Annotated in this window: 19 protein-coding genes; 11 read left to right on the forward strand and 8 right to left on the reverse strand. The window is 71.3% G+C overall.

All coding sequences use genetic code 11. From position 1 onward, the window contains the following. Positions 1 to 221: 221 nt before the first annotated feature. Positions 222 to 2099 (reverse strand): AAA family ATPase, encoded by a 1878-nt coding sequence (locus FCI23_RS25725; RefSeq protein ID WP_211265476.1) that lies wholly within the window; start codon positions 2097 to 2099, stop codon positions 222 to 224. 555 nt (positions 2100 to 2654) lie between these two features. Here FCI23_RS25725 and FCI23_RS25730 point away from each other — a divergent pair. Continuing rightward, positions 2655 to 3779, forward strand: coding sequence for a M24 family metallopeptidase (locus FCI23_RS25730; RefSeq protein WP_136726312.1), 1125 nt, complete (start codon positions 2655 to 2657; stop codon positions 3777 to 3779). Positions 3780 to 3849: 70 nt separating this feature from the next. Continuing rightward, entirely contained in the window at positions 3850 to 4233 is a 384-nt protein-coding gene (locus FCI23_RS25735; RefSeq protein ID WP_136726313.1) for an STAS domain-containing protein, read from the forward strand. 86 nt (positions 4234 to 4319) lie between these two features. Here FCI23_RS25735 and FCI23_RS25740 read toward each other — a convergent pair whose 3' ends face one another. After that, complete coding sequence (locus tag FCI23_RS25740; RefSeq protein WP_456318836.1) at positions 4320 to 4907, reverse strand: Rv1733c family protein; 588 nt, start codon at positions 4905 to 4907, stop codon at positions 4320 to 4322. A gap of 82 nt (positions 4908 to 4989) precedes the next feature. On the opposite strand from FCI23_RS25740, the gene FCI23_RS25745 reads away from it, so the two are divergent. Continuing rightward, entirely contained in the window at positions 4990 to 5589 is a 600-nt protein-coding gene (locus FCI23_RS25745; RefSeq protein ID WP_136726315.1) for a transglutaminase-like domain-containing protein, read from the forward strand. A gap of 22 nt (positions 5590 to 5611) precedes the next feature. Here FCI23_RS25745 and FCI23_RS25750 read toward each other — a convergent pair whose 3' ends face one another. After that, positions 5612 to 6340, reverse strand: a complete 729-nt coding sequence (locus FCI23_RS25750; protein WP_136726316.1) for a lysophospholipid acyltransferase family protein — start codon at positions 6338 to 6340, stop codon at positions 5612 to 5614. 115 nt (positions 6341 to 6455) lie between these two features. Then, positions 6456 to 6887: a DUF4395 domain-containing protein gene (locus FCI23_RS25755; protein ID WP_136726317.1), complete on the reverse strand. Its 432-nt coding sequence runs from the start codon at positions 6885 to 6887 to the stop codon at positions 6456 to 6458. Positions 6888 to 6973: 86 nt separating this feature from the next. Here FCI23_RS25755 and FCI23_RS25760 point away from each other — a divergent pair, with 86 nt between their 5' ends. The 6 genes from FCI23_RS25760 to FCI23_RS25785 all read left to right on the forward strand — a co-directional run bounded on the left by FCI23_RS25760 (position 6974) and on the right by FCI23_RS25785 (position 12799). After that, positions 6974 to 7387 carry a thioredoxin family protein gene (locus FCI23_RS25760; RefSeq protein WP_136726405.1) on the forward strand — a complete coding sequence of 138 codons (414 nt, stop codon included), beginning with the start codon at positions 6974 to 6976 and terminating at the stop codon, positions 7385 to 7387. 227 nt (positions 7388 to 7614) lie between these two features. Next, positions 7615 to 8121, forward strand: coding sequence for a flavin reductase family protein (locus FCI23_RS25765; protein WP_136726318.1), 507 nt, complete (start codon positions 7615 to 7617; stop codon positions 8119 to 8121). 191 nt (positions 8122 to 8312) lie between these two features. Next, positions 8313 to 9098 carry an electron transfer flavoprotein subunit beta/FixA family protein gene (locus tag FCI23_RS25770; RefSeq protein ID WP_136726319.1) on the forward strand — a complete coding sequence of 262 codons (786 nt, stop codon included), beginning with the start codon at positions 8313 to 8315 and terminating at the stop codon, positions 9096 to 9098. A gap of 40 nt (positions 9099 to 9138) precedes the next feature. Next, entirely contained in the window at positions 9139 to 10101 is a 963-nt protein-coding gene (locus tag FCI23_RS25775; protein WP_136726320.1) for an electron transfer flavoprotein subunit alpha/FixB family protein, read from the forward strand. Positions 10102 to 10177: 76 nt separating this feature from the next. Continuing rightward, positions 10178 to 11485 carry a hypothetical protein gene (locus tag FCI23_RS25780; RefSeq protein ID WP_136726321.1) on the forward strand — a complete coding sequence of 436 codons (1308 nt, stop codon included), beginning with the start codon at positions 10178 to 10180 and terminating at the stop codon, positions 11483 to 11485. A 45-nt stretch (positions 11486 to 11530) separates the two neighbouring features. After that, entirely contained in the window at positions 11531 to 12799 is a 1269-nt protein-coding gene (locus FCI23_RS25785; protein ID WP_136726322.1) for a DUF6986 family protein, read from the forward strand. Positions 12800 to 13439: 640 nt separating this feature from the next. On the opposite strand, the gene FCI23_RS25790 is transcribed toward FCI23_RS25785, so the two are convergent. Together FCI23_RS25790 and FCI23_RS25800 are read right to left on the reverse strand one after the other, a co-directional pair. Beyond that, positions 13440 to 14417: an acetylxylan esterase gene (locus FCI23_RS25790; RefSeq protein ID WP_136726323.1), complete on the reverse strand. Its 978-nt coding sequence runs from the start codon at positions 14415 to 14417 to the stop codon at positions 13440 to 13442. Between the two features lie 767 nt (positions 14418 to 15184). Next, positions 15185 to 15673 (reverse strand): hypothetical protein, encoded by a 489-nt coding sequence (locus FCI23_RS25800; protein ID WP_136726324.1) that lies wholly within the window; start codon positions 15671 to 15673, stop codon positions 15185 to 15187. Positions 15674 to 15813: 140 nt separating this feature from the next. On the opposite strand from FCI23_RS25800, the gene FCI23_RS25805 reads away from it, so the two are divergent. Further along, positions 15814 to 16236: a hypothetical protein gene (locus FCI23_RS25805; RefSeq protein WP_136726325.1), complete on the forward strand. Its 423-nt coding sequence runs from the start codon at positions 15814 to 15816 to the stop codon at positions 16234 to 16236. A 94-nt stretch (positions 16237 to 16330) separates the two neighbouring features. Here FCI23_RS25805 and FCI23_RS25810 read toward each other — a convergent pair whose 3' ends face one another. Beyond that, entirely contained in the window at positions 16331 to 17317 is a 987-nt protein-coding gene (locus tag FCI23_RS25810; protein WP_136726406.1) for a LacI family DNA-binding transcriptional regulator, read from the reverse strand. A gap of 141 nt (positions 17318 to 17458) precedes the next feature. Here FCI23_RS25810 and FCI23_RS25815 point away from each other — a divergent pair, with 141 nt between their 5' ends. Further along, positions 17459 to 18463: an ROK family protein gene (locus tag FCI23_RS25815; RefSeq protein WP_136726326.1), complete on the forward strand. Its 1005-nt coding sequence runs from the start codon at positions 17459 to 17461 to the stop codon at positions 18461 to 18463. Here the strand turns inward: FCI23_RS25815 and FCI23_RS25820 are convergent. Beyond that, positions 18450 to 18854: a nuclear transport factor 2 family protein gene (locus FCI23_RS25820; RefSeq protein ID WP_136726327.1), complete on the reverse strand. Its 405-nt coding sequence runs from the start codon at positions 18852 to 18854 to the stop codon at positions 18450 to 18452. The two genes, FCI23_RS25815 and FCI23_RS25820, sit on opposite strands and share 14 nt — an antisense overlap. Positions 18855 to 18957: the final 103 nt, after the last annotated feature.

Here is an 18957-nt window from a genome sequence, read left to right on the forward strand (position 1 = left end):
ACACCCAACGCGATGCGATCCGACAACCGCTCCTCAACCGGCGGCTTGACCTGTCCAGCTCGTGGCACTCAGCAACCCTCCCGAGGCACACACTACAAACAAGATCAACCCAAAGTCAGCGGCATTGGGGCTAGCCCCCGGTTTCGGGAAGGTGGGGGCACCTCCTGGGGGCACCTCCCGGCCGAAGGCTGGGGGAGGGCCAGGGGAGAAAGCCCGGCGCCCTAGTCCAGTGGCTCGGCCGGTGGCGGGAGGCCCGGCCCGCGCCCGGACAGCACCTCGCCGTACGCCTGCATGAGGTCCGGCAGGCGCAACGTAGCCAGGTCGTCCCGGCTCGGCGGCCCCGCGTACCCCGAGAGCCGCAGATCGCGATAGGCGCAGCTCTTCTCGTACAGCGTGCGCAGGAACCGCCCGTTGCCGAGCTCATCGATCCAGCCCTGGTCGACGACATGGCCGCTGATCGCCTTGAGCTCTTCGGTCGCTTCCTCGTCCCAGTGGTCACCGTTGTCCGAGGCGAGGACCTCGCCGATCCGGGTGAGCTCGAGCGGCCGGTAGCTGGGGAAGTCGACCCGGGTGGTGAAGCGGGAGCCGAGTCCCGGGTTGGCGGCGAGCAGCCGGTCCATGCCCTCGGGGTAGCCGGCCAGGATGACCACCAGGCGGTCGCGATTGTCCTCGGCGCGCTTCAGCAGCACCTGGAGGGCCTCGTCGCCGTAGGCGTCGCCCTTGCTGTAGCCGGAGTTGGAGAGCGCGTAGGCCTCGTCGACGAAGAGCACTCCGCCGAGCGCGGAGTCGATGAGCTCGTTGGCCTTGACAGCCGTCTGCCCGAGGAACTCGCCGACCAGGTCGGAGCGCTGGGCCTCGACGAGGTGGTCGCCGCCGAGGAGCCCGAGGGCATAGAAGACCCGGCCGAGGATGCGGGCGACGGTTGTCTTCCCGGTGCCCGAGGGGCCGGAGAAGACGAAATGCCGTTTGGGGGGCTGGACGGGCAAGCCCTGGCTGGTACGGAGGCGGGCCATACGGAGCTGGGCGGAGAGGGCCCGGACCTGGCGTTTGACCGGTTCGAGCCCCACCATGCGGTCGAGTTCGGCCAGGGCCTGGCCGAGGAGTACGGGATCGGGGGCGGTGGTGGGGAGCAGCGGCGGGAGCGGGGTGATGGGCAGCAGGGCCTTGTCGCGTGCGTCGTCATTGAGAGGGACGGGGCCGGTCAGGGGGTCTTCCAGGGCGGTGCTGGTGCCGCGGAAGTCCGCCGGGTCGGGATCGGTCGGCGGGTCGAGGGTGTCGGGACCGGCCTGTCCGAAGCCGGGAAGGAGCACGGAGGCGAGGTCTGCGCCCTCGTCGAGAACGTCCTCGTTGATGGCGGCGAGCCGGGCCGCGGCGTCCATGAAGGCCGGGTCCACCCGGTGCACCGCCCGGTAGAGGGGGAGCGCGGCGGCGGTGCGGCCGGTGCCTTCGTAGGCCCGGGCAAGCCAGTAGCGCAGCTCCTTGCGCTGCGGCTGCTCGCTGCGGCAGCGCATGAGCGCCGCGGCCAGCAGCGGCTCGGCCTGGCCGCACAATTCCAGGCGGACCCGGGCCATGCCGCCGAACAGGCCGGCCTCGATGCCGAGCAGTGGGTCGCCGAGCAGCGGCTCGGTGTGCCGCACCAGCTGCTCCCAGTCCTTGACCAGATAGGCGCGGCAGGCGTGCAGGAACCGGACGTGCGGATCGGCGTCCACCGGCGGGCACTCGGCCAGCGCGCGGTCCAGCTCGGCCACGTGCCGGCCGTCCAGCCAGTGCGAGGCGTGGGCCAGCAGCAGGTCCCGGCCGGTCTCCAGCACCGGCTGCACCCACCAGCCCAGCCAGTACCAGGAGTTGAGGGACCTGCGGTACAGCCGGCGCTGCTCGCCGAAGCGGTCCCGGTGCCGGTACATCTGGAGCATCGCGGTCGAGGTGTCCGCGCGCAGGGCGTGCAGCCCCAGCCAGCCGTCCGCCATACCCGGGTCGAACCGTACCGCCGCCCGGAACTCCTCCTCCGCCTGGGTGTAAGCGCCCACTGTGTAGGCGTCCACCGCACGCAGCCAGGCAAGATCGGCGGGGGCGCCCGTGCGCTCTGTGCCGTAGTCCATCAGGTCCCCCACCAGCCGATCCCCATGGCCTGTCGCCCTCCTGTCGCCCCAGGGCCCCAAACCGCTGTCTGCAGGGCGGGAGTTGATTGTGCTCGCATCGTACCCGCGGCACCCGGCGCGCCGAAGGGTGGCGTACTACGAACGCGCCGACGCCATATGGTGACGGTGTGTGAGGGAAAGGAGGGAGTGAGGGGCGAAAAGTGGTCCGCGGGCAGAACGAAGCCCCCGGTCACGGGGGAACAACCGGGGGCTTCGCGTACTGGGAGCGGCCTTCTCAACCGCGCAATCAGAAAGTAAGTCCTGTACTGCCCCTGGGTCAAGCCGCCTTGGAACGTTGATCGGGAGCTCCCCGGGCGCCACAGCGCACCGGCTGCGATCGCTCACGGTCCGTGACGATCGGGGGTTTCCCGGGCTGTCCCATCCGTCCCTGGACCACCTGGTTTCGGCCGTTCGCCGGAATCAGCCGCCGTCCGTCCGGCCCCGGCGTGTCGGCCGGGGCCGTGTCCGGGCAGTTCGCCGGGGACGAGTGCCATTCGGCGTATTACGGTGAGATCTGTGACCGACTCCGCAGCTCCGCTGTACCCCGCCGAACGTCTCGAACTCGCCCGCAAGGCCGCAGCCGAAGCGGGCCTCGACGCGCTGCTCCTCTCGCCCGGCGCCGATCTGCGCTATCTGACCGGGTACCGGGCCATGCTCAGCGAACGCCTCACCTGCCTGGTCGTTCCGGCCGCCGGGGACCCGTTCCTCGTCGTACCCGCGCTGGAGAAGCCCGGGGCGCAGACGTCCCCGCTCGGCGGGCTCGGCGTCGACATCACCGGGTGGGACGAGACCGAGGACCCGTACGCGATCGTCGGGGCACGGCTGCCGGCCGGGACGCGCAGGATCGCCGTCGACAATCACATGTGGGCGGAGAAGGTCCTCGCTTTCAGGGCGGCCCTCCCGCAGGCCGCGCAGAGCCTGGCCTCCGAGGTGCTTCGGGAACTGAGGATGCGCAAGAGCCCCGCCGAGATCGAGGCGCTGCGTCGCGCAGGGGCGGCCATCGACCGGGTGCACCGCCGGATCGGGGAGTGGCTCCGGCCCGGCCGCACCGAGCGCGAGGTCGCCCGCGACATCGCCGCCGCCATCATCGAGACCGGGCACGAGTCCGCCGACTTCGTCATCGTCGCCTCGGGCCCCAACGGCGCCAGCCCGCACCACGATGTCTCCGACCGGGTGATCCGGGCCGGCGACCCGGTGGTCGTGGACATCGGCGGCACCACGGAGGACGGCTACTGCTCGGACTCCACCCGTACTTACGCGGTCGGCGAACCTCCCGCCGCATTCCTGGAGCTCTACGAGGTGCTGCTGCGCGCCCAGCAGACGCAGACCCAGGCGGTGCGCCCCGGGCTCACCGCGGAGGAACTGGACGCGGTCGGACGGGACATCATCACCGGGGCCGGCTACGGCGAGCACTTCATCCACCGTACCGGGCACGGCATCGGCCTGGAGACCCACGAGGACCCGTACATCGTGGCGGGCAGCTCGCGCCCGCTGGAGCCCGGCATGGCTTTTTCGGTCGAGCCCGGCATCTACCTCCCGGGGCGTTTCGGGGCGAGGATCGAGGACATCGCGGTGTGCACCGAGAGCGGCGGCGAGCGGCTCAACCAGACCGGGCGCGACCTGATGGTGCTGCCCGCATAGTTGACTGGCCCCAGGTCCGGGGAGTATGCCGGTCTCGGGCCCCGGCGGCGCGGGAGTGGGGGACTGGGCCATGTTCGAGGAAATTCAGCTCTTCAGTATGCGGGAGCGTTCGGTGGGGGGAACCACCGTGGTGGAGTTGTCGGGGGAGGTGGACATCCTCGCGGCGACCCGGACTTCCGGGCGTCTCGATGCACTGACCTCGTCTCTCCACCCCGATCTGGTAATGGACCTGAGAGCGGTGACATTCATCGACTGCAGCGGCCTGTCGCTGCTCGTCCGGGCCCGTAGGCGGGTGGTCGAGCGGGGCGGGCGGCTGGCTGTGGTGAGCGACAGCCCGAGCGTACTGCGGCTGCTTCGGCTGACCAGGCTGGCGGCGGTCTTCGTCGTCCACGAGGACCTGGCCTCCGCGCTCGCCGCCGAACCACCGGGTGCGGCAAACGGGGCAATCGCCTAGCCTGGGCCTGTCCGCGGACGTTGATGAGGGACCGGCCCAGGAAGATCACGCGCACCGCGTGGCTGCGCCGGGTCCGGCCTCCAGGCTCAGATGTGGTGGTGCCGCCAGCGGGGTTCGACCTCGGCCCAATCGCGGTCCCACGCGTCCAGCCGCCGCCGGTCCAGGGTGTGGCGGACTGCCCAGCGGGTGCCCAGGAGGGCCAGCGCGGCTCCGGATCCGGCGATGAATCCGAGCGCGAGGGAATCGCTCAGGACCCTGGCACCGCTGACCGGCGGGCCGGTCGGCCGTCCGGCCGAGTCGAGCCAGGCCGTGGTGCGGCTGCCCTTCTTCTGGCCGGCGGTCGCGCCCGCGACTCCGGTGTGCTGGGAGCCGTCCGGCGCCGTCCAGCGGACCTTGACGTCGTACCGCACCTGGCCCGGCGTGGAGTCGGCGGCGGGCGGTGCGGCGGGGGCGTCCTGAAGGAGAACCGCCTGCACCGGGTGCCGCTGCAGGTTCTGCTCGCGTACCGTCCCGCTGAGGCCGCTGTGCACGGCGAGGGCCACGGAGACCGCGACAGCGGGTACCGCGAGCAGCAGCCCGAGCGTCACGATCAGCCCGAGCCATGCGTCCATTACGTCCCACCGGCGGCGCAGCGGATTACGCCGCCATCGCCGGCTCCAGCCGGTCCTGAGCATGTCGGCCCCCAAGGATGCATGGGTATACGGTCCCTGGAAAATTCATTGCTTGTGGAGGTTCTCCTTATCTAGTATCGCGCGCATGGAGCTGTTGCAGGAGAAATCCGGCCTGGAGGCATATCTCGTCGCCGACCATGTCATCGACCATCACCATCCAGTGGTGCGCGCAACAGCGGGACGACTGCGCGACCAGGCCCCCGGCCCGTATGACTATGCCGAGGCCGCCTTCGAGTTCGTACGCGACACCATCCCGCACTCCTATGACTCGGGTGATCTCCGGGTCACTTGGCGTGCCTCCGACGTCCTGGCCGGCCGCACCGGCATCTGCTATGCGAAGGCGCACGCTCTCGCCGCCCTGCTGCGGGCGCACGGTATTCCCACCGGGCTCTGCTACCAGCGGCTGGCGGACGACGACGGCTCGGATCCTGTCGTCCATGGCCTGATCGCGATGTGGCTGCCGGAGAGCGGCCGCTGGGCCCGGCAGGATCCGCGCGGCAACAAGGCGGGTGTGAACGCCCAGTTCTCGCTCAACGAAGAGCGGCTGGCCTGGGTCCCCCGTCCGGAATACGGCGAGAGCGACTACCCGATCCTCTACGCGGCCCCTGCGCCGCCCGTGCTGAAGGCCCTGTTGGAGGCCGTGGACCGACCGCACTTGTCGCGGCTGTTGCCCACCGCGCTCTGATACGGGCCCGGAGCGGACCCGGTCATTCGCGGTCCATGGCCGCCGCCTGCTCCGGGGTGGGGGCGGTGCCGCCGAGGTGGGCGGGGAGCCACCAGCGGTCCTCGGGGCCGTTCGGGCGGCCGGTGTAGGCGCGCTGGGCGTCCTCCAGGAGCTCCTGCACCCGCAGGCGCACCCGTCGGGTGAGGGCGCCAGGCTTCTCGTTCTCGTCGGGTGTCATCTGCTCGCCCACCCGGATGGTGATCGGGAAGCGGTTGCGGCCGAGCTGGCGCGGGTGGCCCTTGGTCCACATCCGCTGGGTGCCCCACAGGGCGACCGGCAGCAGCGGTACGCCGGCTTCCATGGCGAGCCGCGCCGCACCCGACTTGAAGGACTTCAGAGTGAAGGACTGCGAGATGGTCGCCTCGGGGAACACCCCGATGATCTCGCCCGAGCGCAGTGCGGTGAGGGCGTGCGCGTAGGCGTGCATGCCCTCCGACCGGTCCACCGGGATGTGCTTCATCGCCCGCATCAGCGGACCCGACACCTTATGACGGAAAACCGACTCCTTCGCCATGAAGCGCACCAGCCGCTTGGCCGGGAGCACTGTCATCCCGGAGAAGATGAAGTCGAGGTAGCCGATGTGATTGCTGACCAGCAGGGCGCCACCTTCGCGCGGGACGTGCTCGGTGCCGCCGATGTCGAAGCGCAGGCCCTGCGCCTTGAACATGACGCGGGCGAAGCCGATGACGGGCGGGTACACGAGTTCGGCCATGTCGGGGTCCCTGCTCTTTCCGGGGCGATTCCCGGCGTAAGTTACGCGTCCGTAGGTTTCGGGTCGCTGGGTGATGGTGCCCCGTAAACGGGTGCCGTGTCACCTCACGTGCCCGTCATTGAACGAGATTCTCATCACTTCTCGCCGTGGCGCGACGCAGCAGCAGGTACATCTCGCAGCCGAGGCAGTATGCGAACGCCGCGTTCAGGAAGGCGGCGGCGAGCGCGGCCGCGGTCGCCGCCAGGCCCAGCCACTGCGGCCCGGCGGAGTAACCGACCAGGCCCACAACCGCGAAGACCAGGCCCACGGCCTGCGCGAAGCGCGGCGGCGCCGCGTCCTCGGTCTCGGCCGGCGGCCCGAGCCGGGGGCGTACGAGAGTGCGGTAGAGCCAGCCGTACGGTGAGTTCTGCACGCCCGCGGCGGCGCCGGCCGCGAAGAACGCCGTCTGGACCGCCAGCAGCCAGCCGCTGCCGGTAACCAGGACGGCGGCGAGGACGATGGTGGTAAGGGTCGCGCCGAACCGCGGACCCCGGGCATCAATGTTCATAAGGCCATGATCCTGGACGGGTCGGCCCGAAGGCCCCGGGGAATCATTGCGGTCATATGAACGCTGCACAGAGCCGGGAGGACTACATGACAGGACTGGTGGTGTGCCTCGCGGTGTTCGCCGCGTCGGGGGTCTTCGGCCTTGTCCACCGGCGCCGGAACGGAAGGGTGAGGGTGCGGAGCAAGGACAGTGCGGAGCGGCTGACGGCAGACGAGATCGGCGGCCCGCTCGGCGAACGCGCGACACTGGTGCAGTTCTCCAGTGCTTTCTGCGCCCCCTGCCGGGCGACCAGGCGGACCCTCGGGGAGATCGCCGGCATGGTGGACGGCATCACGCACGTGGAGATCGACGCAGAGGCGCATCTGGACCTCGTACGCCGGCTGGCGATCCTCAAGACCCCTACTGTGCTGGTGCTCGACGCCGACGGGGCCGTCGTGCGCCGCGCCGCCGGGCAGCCGCGCAAGTCGGACGTGATAGCCGCGATCGGAGCCGCCGTATGACAGCCGCTCCCGCCCTGGCCTCCGCGCCCGCCCGTGTCCCACAATCCGGGCCACCCTTGACGGGGCGCGGATTTGATCGTCAGTCTGACGTTATGTCGCGAGACCTCCTTCTTGTCGCCCGTGCGGACGTCGACTTCGGTCGGCACTCCAGCGCGCGCTGTCCGAGCTGCTGAGCGCCCCCAGACCACTGCCCGCCTCAGGCACCCCCGCTCCAGAAGGACAACTCCATGACTGCCTCGACCGACCTCGGCACCGCAATGACTTTTGACTCCGTCGTCTTCCGATCGGTTTTCCGTCGCCACGCGGCCGGTGTGGCCGTGATCACCGCGGCCGGTGCCCAGCCGGTGGGCTTCACCGCCACCTCACTCAGCTCGGTGGCCGCCGATCCTCCACTGCTCTCCTTCGGCATCAGCACCGGCTCCTCCAGCTGGCCCACCCTCGCCGACGCGCCCTTCGTCGGCGTACACCTGCTCGGTGAGCACCAGGAGGAACTCGCCGCGACCTTCGCCCGCAGTGGAGCCGACCGCTTCGGGCGGTCCACCGGCTGGCGTCGCGGCCCGCACGGGGTGCCGCTTCTCGATGACGTCTCCGCGTGGCTGGTGGGACGTGTGGTGGCCCGGATACCCGCCGGCGACCACCGGATAGTCGTGGCCCAGGCCATCGCGGGGGACCCGCTGGGGCCCGGCCGTCCGCTGCTGTACCACGAGGGTGCATTCAACGCGCTGCGGCATTGACGGTGTCCCGTTGACCGGGCGTCGGGAAGGTCACAGTTCACTGGCCTTGTGTCCTGGGAAGGAGCTGGTTGTACTGACGAGTAATATTTCTGTCGGAGCGCCACAGCGTCCCGTTCGGGAGCCGCCGTCCTAGGCGCCTATGCTGCCTTCAAGGGCGTTCGACGAAGAACCGATGCAGTAGGAGAGCAGGCGTGAGCTTGAGGATCGTAGTCGCAGTGAAGTACGTGCCGGATGCCACCGGTGACCGTCACTTCGCCGAGGACCTGACCACTGACCGGGACGCGGTGGACGGTCTGCTGTCGGAGCTCGACGAGTACGCGGTCGAGCAGGCGCTGCAGATCGCCGACGCCGCGGACGACGCCGAGATCACCGTGCTGACCGTCGGCCCCGAGGATGCCAAGGACGCGCTCCGCAAAGCGCTGTCCATGGGTGCGCACAAGGCCATCCACGTCGAGGACGACGCCCTGCACGGCAGCGATGTCCTGGGCACGTCGCTGGTGCTGGCCAAGGCCGTCGAGCATGCCGGGTACGACCTGGTGGTGACCGGGATGGCCTCCACCGACGGGACGACGGGGGTGGTGCCGGCGCTGCTGGCCGAGCGGCTGGGTATCCCGCAGGTGACTTTGCTGTCCGAGGTGAAGGTCGAGGACGGCGTGGTGACCGGCCGCCGGGACGGCGACACCGCCAGCGAGCAGCTGCAGGCGTCGCTGCCGGCGCTGGTGTCGGTGACCGACCAGTCGGGGGAGGCTCGCTACCCCTCGTTCAAGGGCATCATGGCGGCCAAGAAGAAGCCGGTGGAGTCCCTGGACCTCTCGGACCTGGGCATCGATGAGTCCGAGGTCGGCCTCGCAGGCTCCTGGAGCGCGGTGGACAGTGCCATCGAGCGCCCGGCGCGCACCGCCGGCACGATCGTCAAGGACGAGGGCGAGGGCGGCAAGCAGCTCGCGGAGTTCCTGGCTTCGCAGAAGTTCATCTGAGCCGCCGCCCCCTCACGATTTCGCAGGAGATTCGATTCCCATGGGTGAAGTCCTTGTCTATGTCGACCACGTGGACGGTGCCGTCCGCAAGCCGACCCTCGAACTGCTGACCCTGGCGCGCCGCATCGGCGAGCCCGTCGCCGTGCACCTCGGCCCGGGCGCCGACGCCGCCGCGCCGGTGCTGGCCGAGCACGGCGCGACCCGCGTGCTGGCCGCCGACGCGCCGGAGTTCGCCGACTACCTGGTCGTGCCGAAGGTGGACGCTCTGGAGGCCGCCGCGAAGCTGGTGTCCCCGACCGCTGTTCTCATCCCCTCCTCCGGTGAGGGCAAGGAGATCGCCGCCCGTCTGGCGCTGCGGCTCGGCTCAGGCATCATCACCGACGCGGTGGACGTCGAGGCCGGGGAGGAGGGCCCGGTGGCCACGCAGTCGGTGTTCGCCGCCGCGTTCACCACCAAGTCCCGGGTCACCAAGGGTGCCGCGGTCATCACCGTCAAGCCCAACTCGGCCCCCGTCGAGGTCGCTCCGGCCGCCGGCGCTGTCGAGGAGCTGGCCGTCGAGTTCGGCCCGCTGGCCACTGGTACCAAGGTCGTCTCCCGTACCCCGCGCGAGTCCACCGGCCGCCCGGAGCTGACCGAGGCCGCGATCGTGGTCTCCGGCGGCCGTGGCGTCAACGGCGCCGAGAACTTCTCCGTCATCGAGGCGCTCGCCGACTCCCTCGGCGCTGCCGTCGGCGCCTCCCGGGCAGCGGTGGACGCGGGCTGGTACCCGCACACCAACCAGGTCGGCCAGACCGGCAAGCAGGTCTCCCCGCAGCTCTACATCGCCAACGGCATCTCCGGCGCCATCCAGCACCGCGCCGGCATGCAGACCTCCAAGACCATCGTCGCCGTCAACAAGGACGCCGAGGCCCCCATCTTCGACCTCGTCGACTACGGCGTCGTCGGCGACCTCTTCCAGGTCGTCCCCCAGCTCACCGAAGAGATCAAGGCCCGCAAGGGCTGATTCGTCCCCTGTATGGAGGCCCCCTCGTCCGAGGGGGCCTTTTGCTGTGCGCGGCAGCCCATGTGAGGATGCGCGCGTGACGAACGAGCGTACGAAAAAACGCGTTTCACTGCCCGCTTACAGCTGGCTGCCGCGTGGGGCCGAGGTGTGGTCAGCGCCCGTCGACGGTCGCCCGAATACCTGGCCGCGCCTGTGGATCGGCGTTCCGCTGATCTGGAGCCGGGTCCCGTTCGGCCACGTCTCCTGGGTCTGGGCGGTGGCGGCGAGCGTGTTCGTCACGGTGATCGCCCTCGCGGCCTGGCCGTTGCGGCGACGCGGCGCACACCCGGACGAGAACGCCGCGTGGGTCTGGACCGGGAAATCGGCGGTGCGCCTCATACGCCCTGTCGAAGACGACGGCCCGGCCGTCGTCACCCAAGTGCGGGCAGTGGGTGGGACGGTGCTCGGCCTGGAGCGGTCGGCCGCGGCGGTCCAGGCCGCGCGGCGGTTGCTGACCGCTGCCGAGGCCGTCAGTGACCAGCTGCAGCCGATCGGCCACACCGACCCCGCACCCGATGACGAAGCTGACGACGAACCGCCGGCCGAGATCTGCGTGGTACTGCACGACGCCGGTGCCGCGTTCGTGCTGGAGGCCGCGGCCTTCTACACCGTGGCCGACGAGGACGGGGACGACGACCGTGAGCGCCAGCGCGCCGTGCTCGCACGGGCAGCCGCGGCGCTGGGCGCCGAGCCGCCCGTGCTCCCCGGACGCGGCGGCCGGGTCCCGGAGGAGGCGCTGCTCACCGCCGACGACCTGCGTACGTTCGCCGACGGGGGGTTCGCCTCGGCGCAGCGGCTGGAGCGCGAGTTCACCGGGCAGGTCGCCGACGGGCCGTCGGACATCGCGCTGGAATTCGGCCGTGTCCGGGCCTGGCCGTCCCGGGTGGACGCAATGACCATAGGCCAACTGGCCGCCGCGGATCCGGCGAAGATCTCCGCCATCCTCCGGGACGACCTAGCCGCCCAGGCCGCCACCGACCGCGCCCGCGAGCAGCGCGACGGGGCTGCCACCGCGTCCGTCACCGACGAGTGGGAACGGCGCTGGCACCTCTACCTCGAACGCTACGCCGCCCGCCCCGCCGCGGGCGCCCCCTCCGCTGGCCTCCCCCCGGCCGGGCCGCGCTCCCTCACCCCGACCGCCCGCGCCGCCCTGCTGCTCGCCGTCACCGCCACCGACATCACCGCCGAACCGCTGCGCCCGGCTGCCGCCCGCGCCTTCGGCCTGGGCGCCGAGCCCGCGGTCCGCCGTATCCCCTGGCCCCGCTACCGCGGGCTGGCGCGGGCCGGTGACCGGATCCTGCTGGCGCTCACGATTTTCATCATTCCGTTCGTCCTCGTGGGGTGATAGCTTCAACTTCAACCGTTTGTTGAAATCGGGAGGCCGGGGCCCATGGTCGGAACGTCGCTGCCGGACGCCGTGCGCAAGGACATCGGCGCCTCGCTGGCAGGGACCGATGCCGAACTCGCCGGCCGTTACCCCGGCGAGCCGGGCACCCGCCAGCCCGTCCACACCGTGTACGTCCCGGCCGACGCCTTCGCCGCCGACACCGTACGCACCTGGGGCGCCCGCGCCCTCGCCGCCCTCGACGAGCACGCCCGCGACGCCGGGGCCCTCGCCGATGTCCTCGGCCTGCCCGAGGAGCTGGCCGGCTCGGTCCACGACCGCGTACGCGCCAAGCTGACCGCCGAGCCCGTCGAGGACCTGCGGATCGACTTCGAGGACGGCTACGGTCCCCGTCCCGACGCCGAGGAGGACGCCGCGGCCCTCGCCGCCGCCCGGATCGTCGCCGCGGCCACCGCCGGGGGCACCGCGCCCCCGTACGTCGGCATCCGCATGAAGTGCATGGAGGCCGCCGTCCGGGACCGGGGTATCCGCACCCTCGACATCTTCCTCACCGGCCTCATGGAAGCGGGCGGCCTGCCGGACGGACTCGTCCTCACCCTCCCCAAGGTCACCTTCCCCCAGCAGGTGAAGGCCATGGTCAGGCTCTGCGAGGAGTTCGAGAGGGCCCGCGGTCTCGGCCACCGGCGGATCGGCTTCGAGATCCAGATCGAGACCACCCAGGCCATCCTCGGCCCCGACGGCACCGCCACCGTCGCCCGCCTCATCGACGCGGCAGGGGGCCGCGCCACCGGGCTCCACTACGGCACCTTCGACTACAGCGCCTCCTGCGGGGTCAGCGCCGCCTACCAGTCCATGGACCATCCCGTCGCCGACCACGCCAAGGCCGTCATGCAGGTCGCCGCCGCCGGCACCGGCGTCCGGCTCTCGGACGGCTCCACCAACGTCCTCCCGGTCGGACCGGCTTCCCAGGTCCACGCCGCCTGGCGGCTCCACTACGGCCTGGTACGCCGTTCTCTCGCCCGCGCCTACTACCAGGGCTGGGACATGCACCCCGGCCACCTTCCCACCCGCTACGCCGCCGTCTACGCCTTCTTCCGCGAAGGCCTCGACGCCGCCTCCGCCCGCCTCGCCGCCTACGGCGCCCGGGCCGGCGGCGTCAGCGCTGTCATGGATGAGCCCGCGACCGCCAAGGCGCTCAGCGGCTACCTCCTGCGCGGCCTGGACTGCGGCGCCCTCGACGCCGACGAGGTGACCCGCCTCACGGGTCTCCCACGCGCGCACCTCAACGCCCTGGCAGGCCGCCCGTCCGCATAGGCCGCCTCCGGCCTGGATTGTGCTGACGTTGTGGGCAGGCGTGCCGCGGGGCCGAGCGAAGCGAGATGGGGGCACCTCCCGGCCGAAGGTTGGAGGAGGGTGGGCACAACGCGGACCACCGGCCCGCACATGGCTACCGGGGCCCGGGGCAGAGCCCCCCGCGCGGCGCCGGCCGCATATCGTGCCGGGGACGAACTGCACCGAGTCGGACGGCTGTTGGCCGGCCGGTACCGGGGGACCGAGCAGCTCGGGCGCGGCGGTATGTGCGTGGTGTCCCGAACTCGACACCATGCGGATATGCGTGCGACGCGAGGCGCGGGCCGCCGCCCGGGCCCGGCACCCGCAGTGATCGCGGTACACCCGCGGCCTCCTCGGCCCCCGCGAGGCCGCGGCCGTCAGGTCGTCCTCACCGATTTCGGCACAGCCACCATGGAGGATCCCGGCGACGGCACCGCGACCAGCCTCACCAGACCAGCCCGGCAACCGCCAGTGCGCCGATGGCCGCCACGACCCCGGCAGCGGCCTGCCACTCCATCGGCGGCGGCAAGTACAACCGCAACGTATGGCGCACCGCGGATTCCTGTGACGCGGCCGGAAACAAGGTCGGCACCCTCAACTCGGGCAACACTATTTCTTCCGCCTACGCGGGCGCCAGCCCGCGCTCGCGCAGCCACAGCAGCTGCTCGTACGGCTGGGAGCCTCGCCCGCCGCCATGGTCGCCAAACTGCCAGACGCGGATGTCCTTCTCGCCCGCATAGCGGTTGTACGCCGCGTAGACGGTGGAGGGCGGGCAGACCGGGTCCATCAGGCCGACGCTGAAGAGCGCGGGGGCGGTGGCGCGGGGTGCGAAGTGCACTCCGTCGAAGTAGTTGAGGGTGCCGAAGACCAGCTCCGGGTCGACGCGCTTGTGCACGCTCAGATATTGCGCCAGCTCCGGGTATGGCCCCTGGGACGCGGTGTCGGCGCCGCGCCGGTAGTGGCACAGGAAGGGCACGTCGACCAGCGCGGCCGCTACCGCGTCACCGGCCAGGCCCGCCACGGCGAGGGCCAGGCCGCCGCCCTGGCTGCCGCCGGAGACCACCACACGCTCCGGGTCGACGGAAGGGTGCGCGCGCAGCACTTCCACGGCCCGTACGCAGTCGGTCATCAGCCGGCGGTAGTAGTAGTGCTGGGGGTCCTCGATACCGCGCGTCATATAGCCGCCGACGTACTGCGTGCCCGGTACCGGGTCGGGGTCCGGGGTGTCATGGCCCTGGCCGCGGCTGTCGACGACCAGATGGGCGTAGCCGGCGGCGCTCCACAGCAGGCTCTCGTGGAAGAGCCCCCGGCCGCCGCTGTAGCCGATGTAGGTGATCACCGCGGGGAGCGGGGCGGCCGCGCCGCGCGGGAGCAGCAGCCAGGCGGCGACGGGCTGGCCGCCCCAGCCGGGGAAGCGTACGTCGTACACGTCCACGGTGCTGAGCGGCGACTCCTCTATCCGGTGGTACTCGGCCGGTCCGGTGGCGGCGTCCCGTGCAGTGGCCAGGGTCTTGGACCAGAAGGCGTCGAAGTCCTCCGGCTCCGTGATCATGGGCCGGTAGCTGCGCAGTTCGTCCAGCGGCATGTCGGTCAGCGGCATGGCGGTGCGGTGCCTCCTCGTTGGTTATTTCCCTGGTCAGGTCCTTGCTCGGGCCCTCGGCCAGATCTTTGCTCAGGCGTAATCGAATCGATTCGCGGGTCCGGTGTCAACGGGACCGGGGGCGCAGCGGATCGGGTGCGGCATCCGCGAGTGCCTGGGTGTACGGTGCCGGGGCCGCAGGATCACATCGTCCGGGCGGCCCCGCTCGACGATCGAGCCCTGTTCATCACCAGGATCTCGGCGGCGAAGTGCCGAGGGACAGACCGCTGCCGAGGAGCGCGATGCAGGCGCCGGGCGGTGGGCCTGTCCCGGACCGGGCTGGAGCACCGCGCGTACGCGCATGTGGAGCGCTCACGCTGGCTGGGCGACCACCTCTCCAAGGCGCTGGCGATGCACCAGGCCGATGAGGTGTGGGCCGGGGTGGCCCGGCATCTGCACCCCGACGCCGCCGGACGGCGGGCCGGACGCCCGAAAACCGGGAGCTGGCCCTGTCCGAGTCAACCGCACCGAAGTCCGCACCCCCACGGGGGCCGGACCCACGCGGCAGCCCGCCACCCGGAGACCTCCATCCCCGGACAACGGACCTCTGCCCGGCGAAACGCGGGAACCCGCACCGTGGCAACCCCGGATGAGACCCGACCCGCAACCAAGCGGCCCAAGGCCCACACCGGAACGACACGACCGCACCCCGCACTACCCCGAACAACAACACCGTTACGGGATAGCTCTTAGGTAGCGCATCCGCAGGCACCCCTACCTGACGGGCTTCAGGCGCAGGGCGGCATAGCCGCTGTCCGGGTTGCAACTTCGGCCTCACGACAGCCGACGGCGCCCCCAAACCCCACCTGCGCGAACTCGCCGCCTCCGGCTCCACTCTCACCGACATCGATGTCGCCCACTGCGCCCGTGAGGACGCCCAGGCTGTCCTCGTCGTACCCGCGTACCTCGAAGGCCCCTTCCCCTTCACCGAGGACGGCGATCGCTCCGGCCCCTTCGAAGTCCTCCGGCAGGCCTACATCTCCGTCAAGCTGGCCGACCTCCCCGTAGGCCTCACCCGCGAGCGCGACGGCCTCACCGAGGACGCCCTGCTCTATCTGGTCCCCTCGCTCAAACAGCTCACGGCCCCCACCTGGTACCGGCTGGAGGCGCTCGCCGAGGGCGGCGCGACCGTCTACGTCTCCCACAGCCACGGCACCCACGGCGCTCAGCGCGGCCCGTGGCACTCCCACCTCAACCGCTTCTTCGGCGTCGAACACCAGCTCCGCTACGGCCTCGTCGATCCCATCGACGACTCCGACGCCGAGCCCACCTTCGCCGCTGACCTCGGTCCGCTGCGCCGCGGCACCACTCTGCGGTTCCCGTCGCGGGCACCGAGCACAGCCGGTCCTATCTCCCGGTGAAGCCCGATGGCGCCGAGGTGATCGCCGTGGACGCGCACGGCAGGCCCGCCCTGCTGCGCCGCCGGATCGGTGCCGGGTGGATCGTTTTGCCGACCTATCCACACAACCTCGTCGCCGCCACGCCGGGCGCCAACCCCGGGAACACCCCCCGCCTCTACGCCGCCCTCGCCGAAGCCGCCGGAGTGCGGCGGGCGGTGCGCGTGGACGACCGCCGGGTCGCCGCCGGCACCCTCCTCCATGACGACGGCCGCCGCTTCGTCGTCATCATCAGCCAGTCGGAGGCGCCCCTCACCGTCAAACCGGTCACCCTCGGCGGCCAGTTGGCCGACCTCGCGACCGGCGAGCCCGTGGACGGCGTCGAGCCGGCCCCTTACGGCGTGCGCGTGCTCGGGCTGGACGAGAGCCCGTCCGGTGAGTGAGGGAGCCGTGCGCATCAGGACGTGCCGTCCGTCGCCAACCTCCTTGGGGTACCAGACCCCGCTCCTTCTCCCACGGAGACCGCCCGGACAGGACCTAGTGCGTCGGCGGAATCTCCCCCGAGCCGCGGGCGATCAGGTGTCCGGAGAGCTCCACCCGGTGCGGCGGCCCGGCCGCACCGTCGAGGCGGCGGAAGAGCAGACGGGCCGCCGTACGGCCGAGCAGAGCGGGGTCCTGGGCGATGACGCTGATGCCGGGGCGCAGGAGGTCGGCCAGCTCGAAGTCGTCGAAGCCGACGAGTGCGACCGGTCGGCCGTACCGGGCCAGCACACGAACGGCGGTTACGGTGATCCGGTTGTTGCCGACGAAGAGCGCGGTGACCGGCTCCGGGCCGGCCAGCATGCGTTCGAGCTCGGACCGTACGCGGTCGGGCGCTGTCGGCCCCATGGAGACCCAGGAGTCGTGCACGGGGAGTGCGGCTGCCGCCATGGCCTCGCGGTATCCGCGCAGTCGTTCAGTGGCGGTGTGGATGTGGGGCCGGTCGCCGAGGAAGCCGATGCGGCGGTGGCCGTGGGCGACGAGGTGCGCGACGCCTTCGCGGACGCCTCCCGCGTTGTCGGTGAGGACCTCGTCGGCGGTGATCTGCCCGGCCGGGCGGTCGACGAAGACTGTGGCGACGCCGGCGGCCATCTCCGGCTCCAGATAACGGTGGTCGTCGCTGGCGGGGACGACGATCAGCCCGTCGACGCGCCGTGCGCAGAACGCGAGCACCAGCTCCTGCTCGCGCGCCGAGTCCTCGGCGCTGGACCCGGTGAACAGCAGGTTGGCGTGCGCGCGGGCGACTTCCTCGACGGCCCGGCTCAGTGGCGCGTAGAAGGGATCCGCGAGGTCCTCCAGGACGAGGCCGATGCTCGCGGTCCGTCCCTTGCGGAGCAGTCGCGCGCTGTCGTTGCGCCGGAAGCCGAGGGCGTCGATCGCCGCCTGAACGCGGGCGATAGTGGTCTCGGTCACCCCCGCTTCCTCGTTGACCACGCGGGAGACAGTCTTCAGCCCGACACCGGCCCGGGCAGCGACATCCTTCATCGTGGGGCGGACGGTGTGCGGGCCCGCGAGGGGGGTGATGGGGGAGAGGTCGGCCACAGTCGGATCCTAGGGGGTGGACAACGTTGTCAACAAAGGGGAACACTACCCGTATCCGCCTGCTACGAGGGAGATTCTCGACTCATGCGCATCGAAGGCACCGCCGCCCCGGCGGCGACGGACCGCCCGAAGGATCCGGGCAGCCCGCTCGTGGCCGCCCTGGACATCGGCGGCACGAAGATCGCCGGTGCGCTGGTGGACTCCAGCGGCGGTTTTCTCGTACGGGCCAAGCGGCCGACGCCGCCCGGCGGGGACGCGGCGACCGTGATGGCCGCGGTCGAGCAGGTCATCGGTGAGCTGAAGTCCGACGCGCGGTGGTCCCGGGCGGCGGCCGTCGGCATCGGCAGCGCCGGGCCGGTGGATGCCTCGGTCGGCACCGTAAGCCCGGTCAATGTGCCCGGCTGGCGGGACTTCCCGCTCGTCCGGCATGTCGCGGCGGCCGTCGGCGGGCTGCCCGTGGCCCTGGTCGGCGACGGCATCGCCATCGCCGCCGCCGAGCACTGGCAGGGAGCCGCCCGCGGTTACGACAACGCCCTCTGCATGGTCGTCTCCACCGGCGTCGGCGGTGGCCTGGTCCTCGGCGGTGCACTGTATCCCGGTCCCACCGGCAACGCCGGTCACATCGGGCACATCAGCGTCGACTTCGACGGCGATCCGTGCCCCTGCGGCGCCCGCGGCTGCGTCGAGCGCATCGCCAGCGGCCCCAATATCCTCCGGCGCGCCGTGGACAACGGCTGGCGCCCGTTGGACGGCGCCGAGCCCACCGCCGCGGCCGTCGCCGCGTCCGCGCGCGCCGGTGACCCGGTCGCCCTCGCCTCCTTCGACCGCGCTGCCCAGGCGCTCGCCGCCGGCATCGCCGCCACCGCCACGCTGGTGGAGATCCACATCGTCGTCATCGGCGGCGGCGTGGCGCAGGCGGGCGACATCCTCTTCGCCCCTCTGCGGCGCCATCTCGCCAATTACGCGACCCTCTCCTTCGTCAGCGGGCTACGGGTCGTGCCGGCCGTGATGGGTACGGACGCCGGCTTGGCCGGCGCTGCCGCGACAGCCGCCCAGGTGCTCGACCTGACGGGCTTCAGTCTGCGCTGAGGGCACCGGAGATGGCGTAGTCGTGGTAGTCCCGGGACGAGATGATGAGGCCGTCGCGCACCCGTATGACCTGCGCGTTCGCGGCGACGAAGGCACGGCCCGTCGATATGACGCGGCCTGCGTAGCTGAACTCGGCGATGATCACCTCTGGGTCGCCGGTCTCGTGGACCAGGAGATCGCGGACCCGGAACTCGATGGGCAGTCCGGCGGCACCGGCGAAGTGCCGCCGGACTGCCTCGCGGCCTTCGAGGCGCCCGGGCACCGGTTTGGCGAAGGGCATCTCGATCACGGTGTCCTCGGCGTACAGCTCGGCGAGGTCGTGCCACTTCCCGTTGGTGATGCCGTCGAGCAGGCGGGTCAGGACGGTGTGCGGGCTCGCTGATCCGGACATGGCGGACTCCTTGGGCGGCCGGATAAGATCCGGAGTTATGACTCCGGTACTGAGAATCGGACTGATCACTCCGTTTGTCAACGAGCTTGCGAGCGGGTCTGAA

It is taken from the genome of Actinacidiphila oryziradicis, from assembly GCF_005047355.1.
Lineage (GTDB): Bacteria > Actinomycetota > Actinomycetes > Streptomycetales > Streptomycetaceae > Actinacidiphila > Actinacidiphila oryziradicis.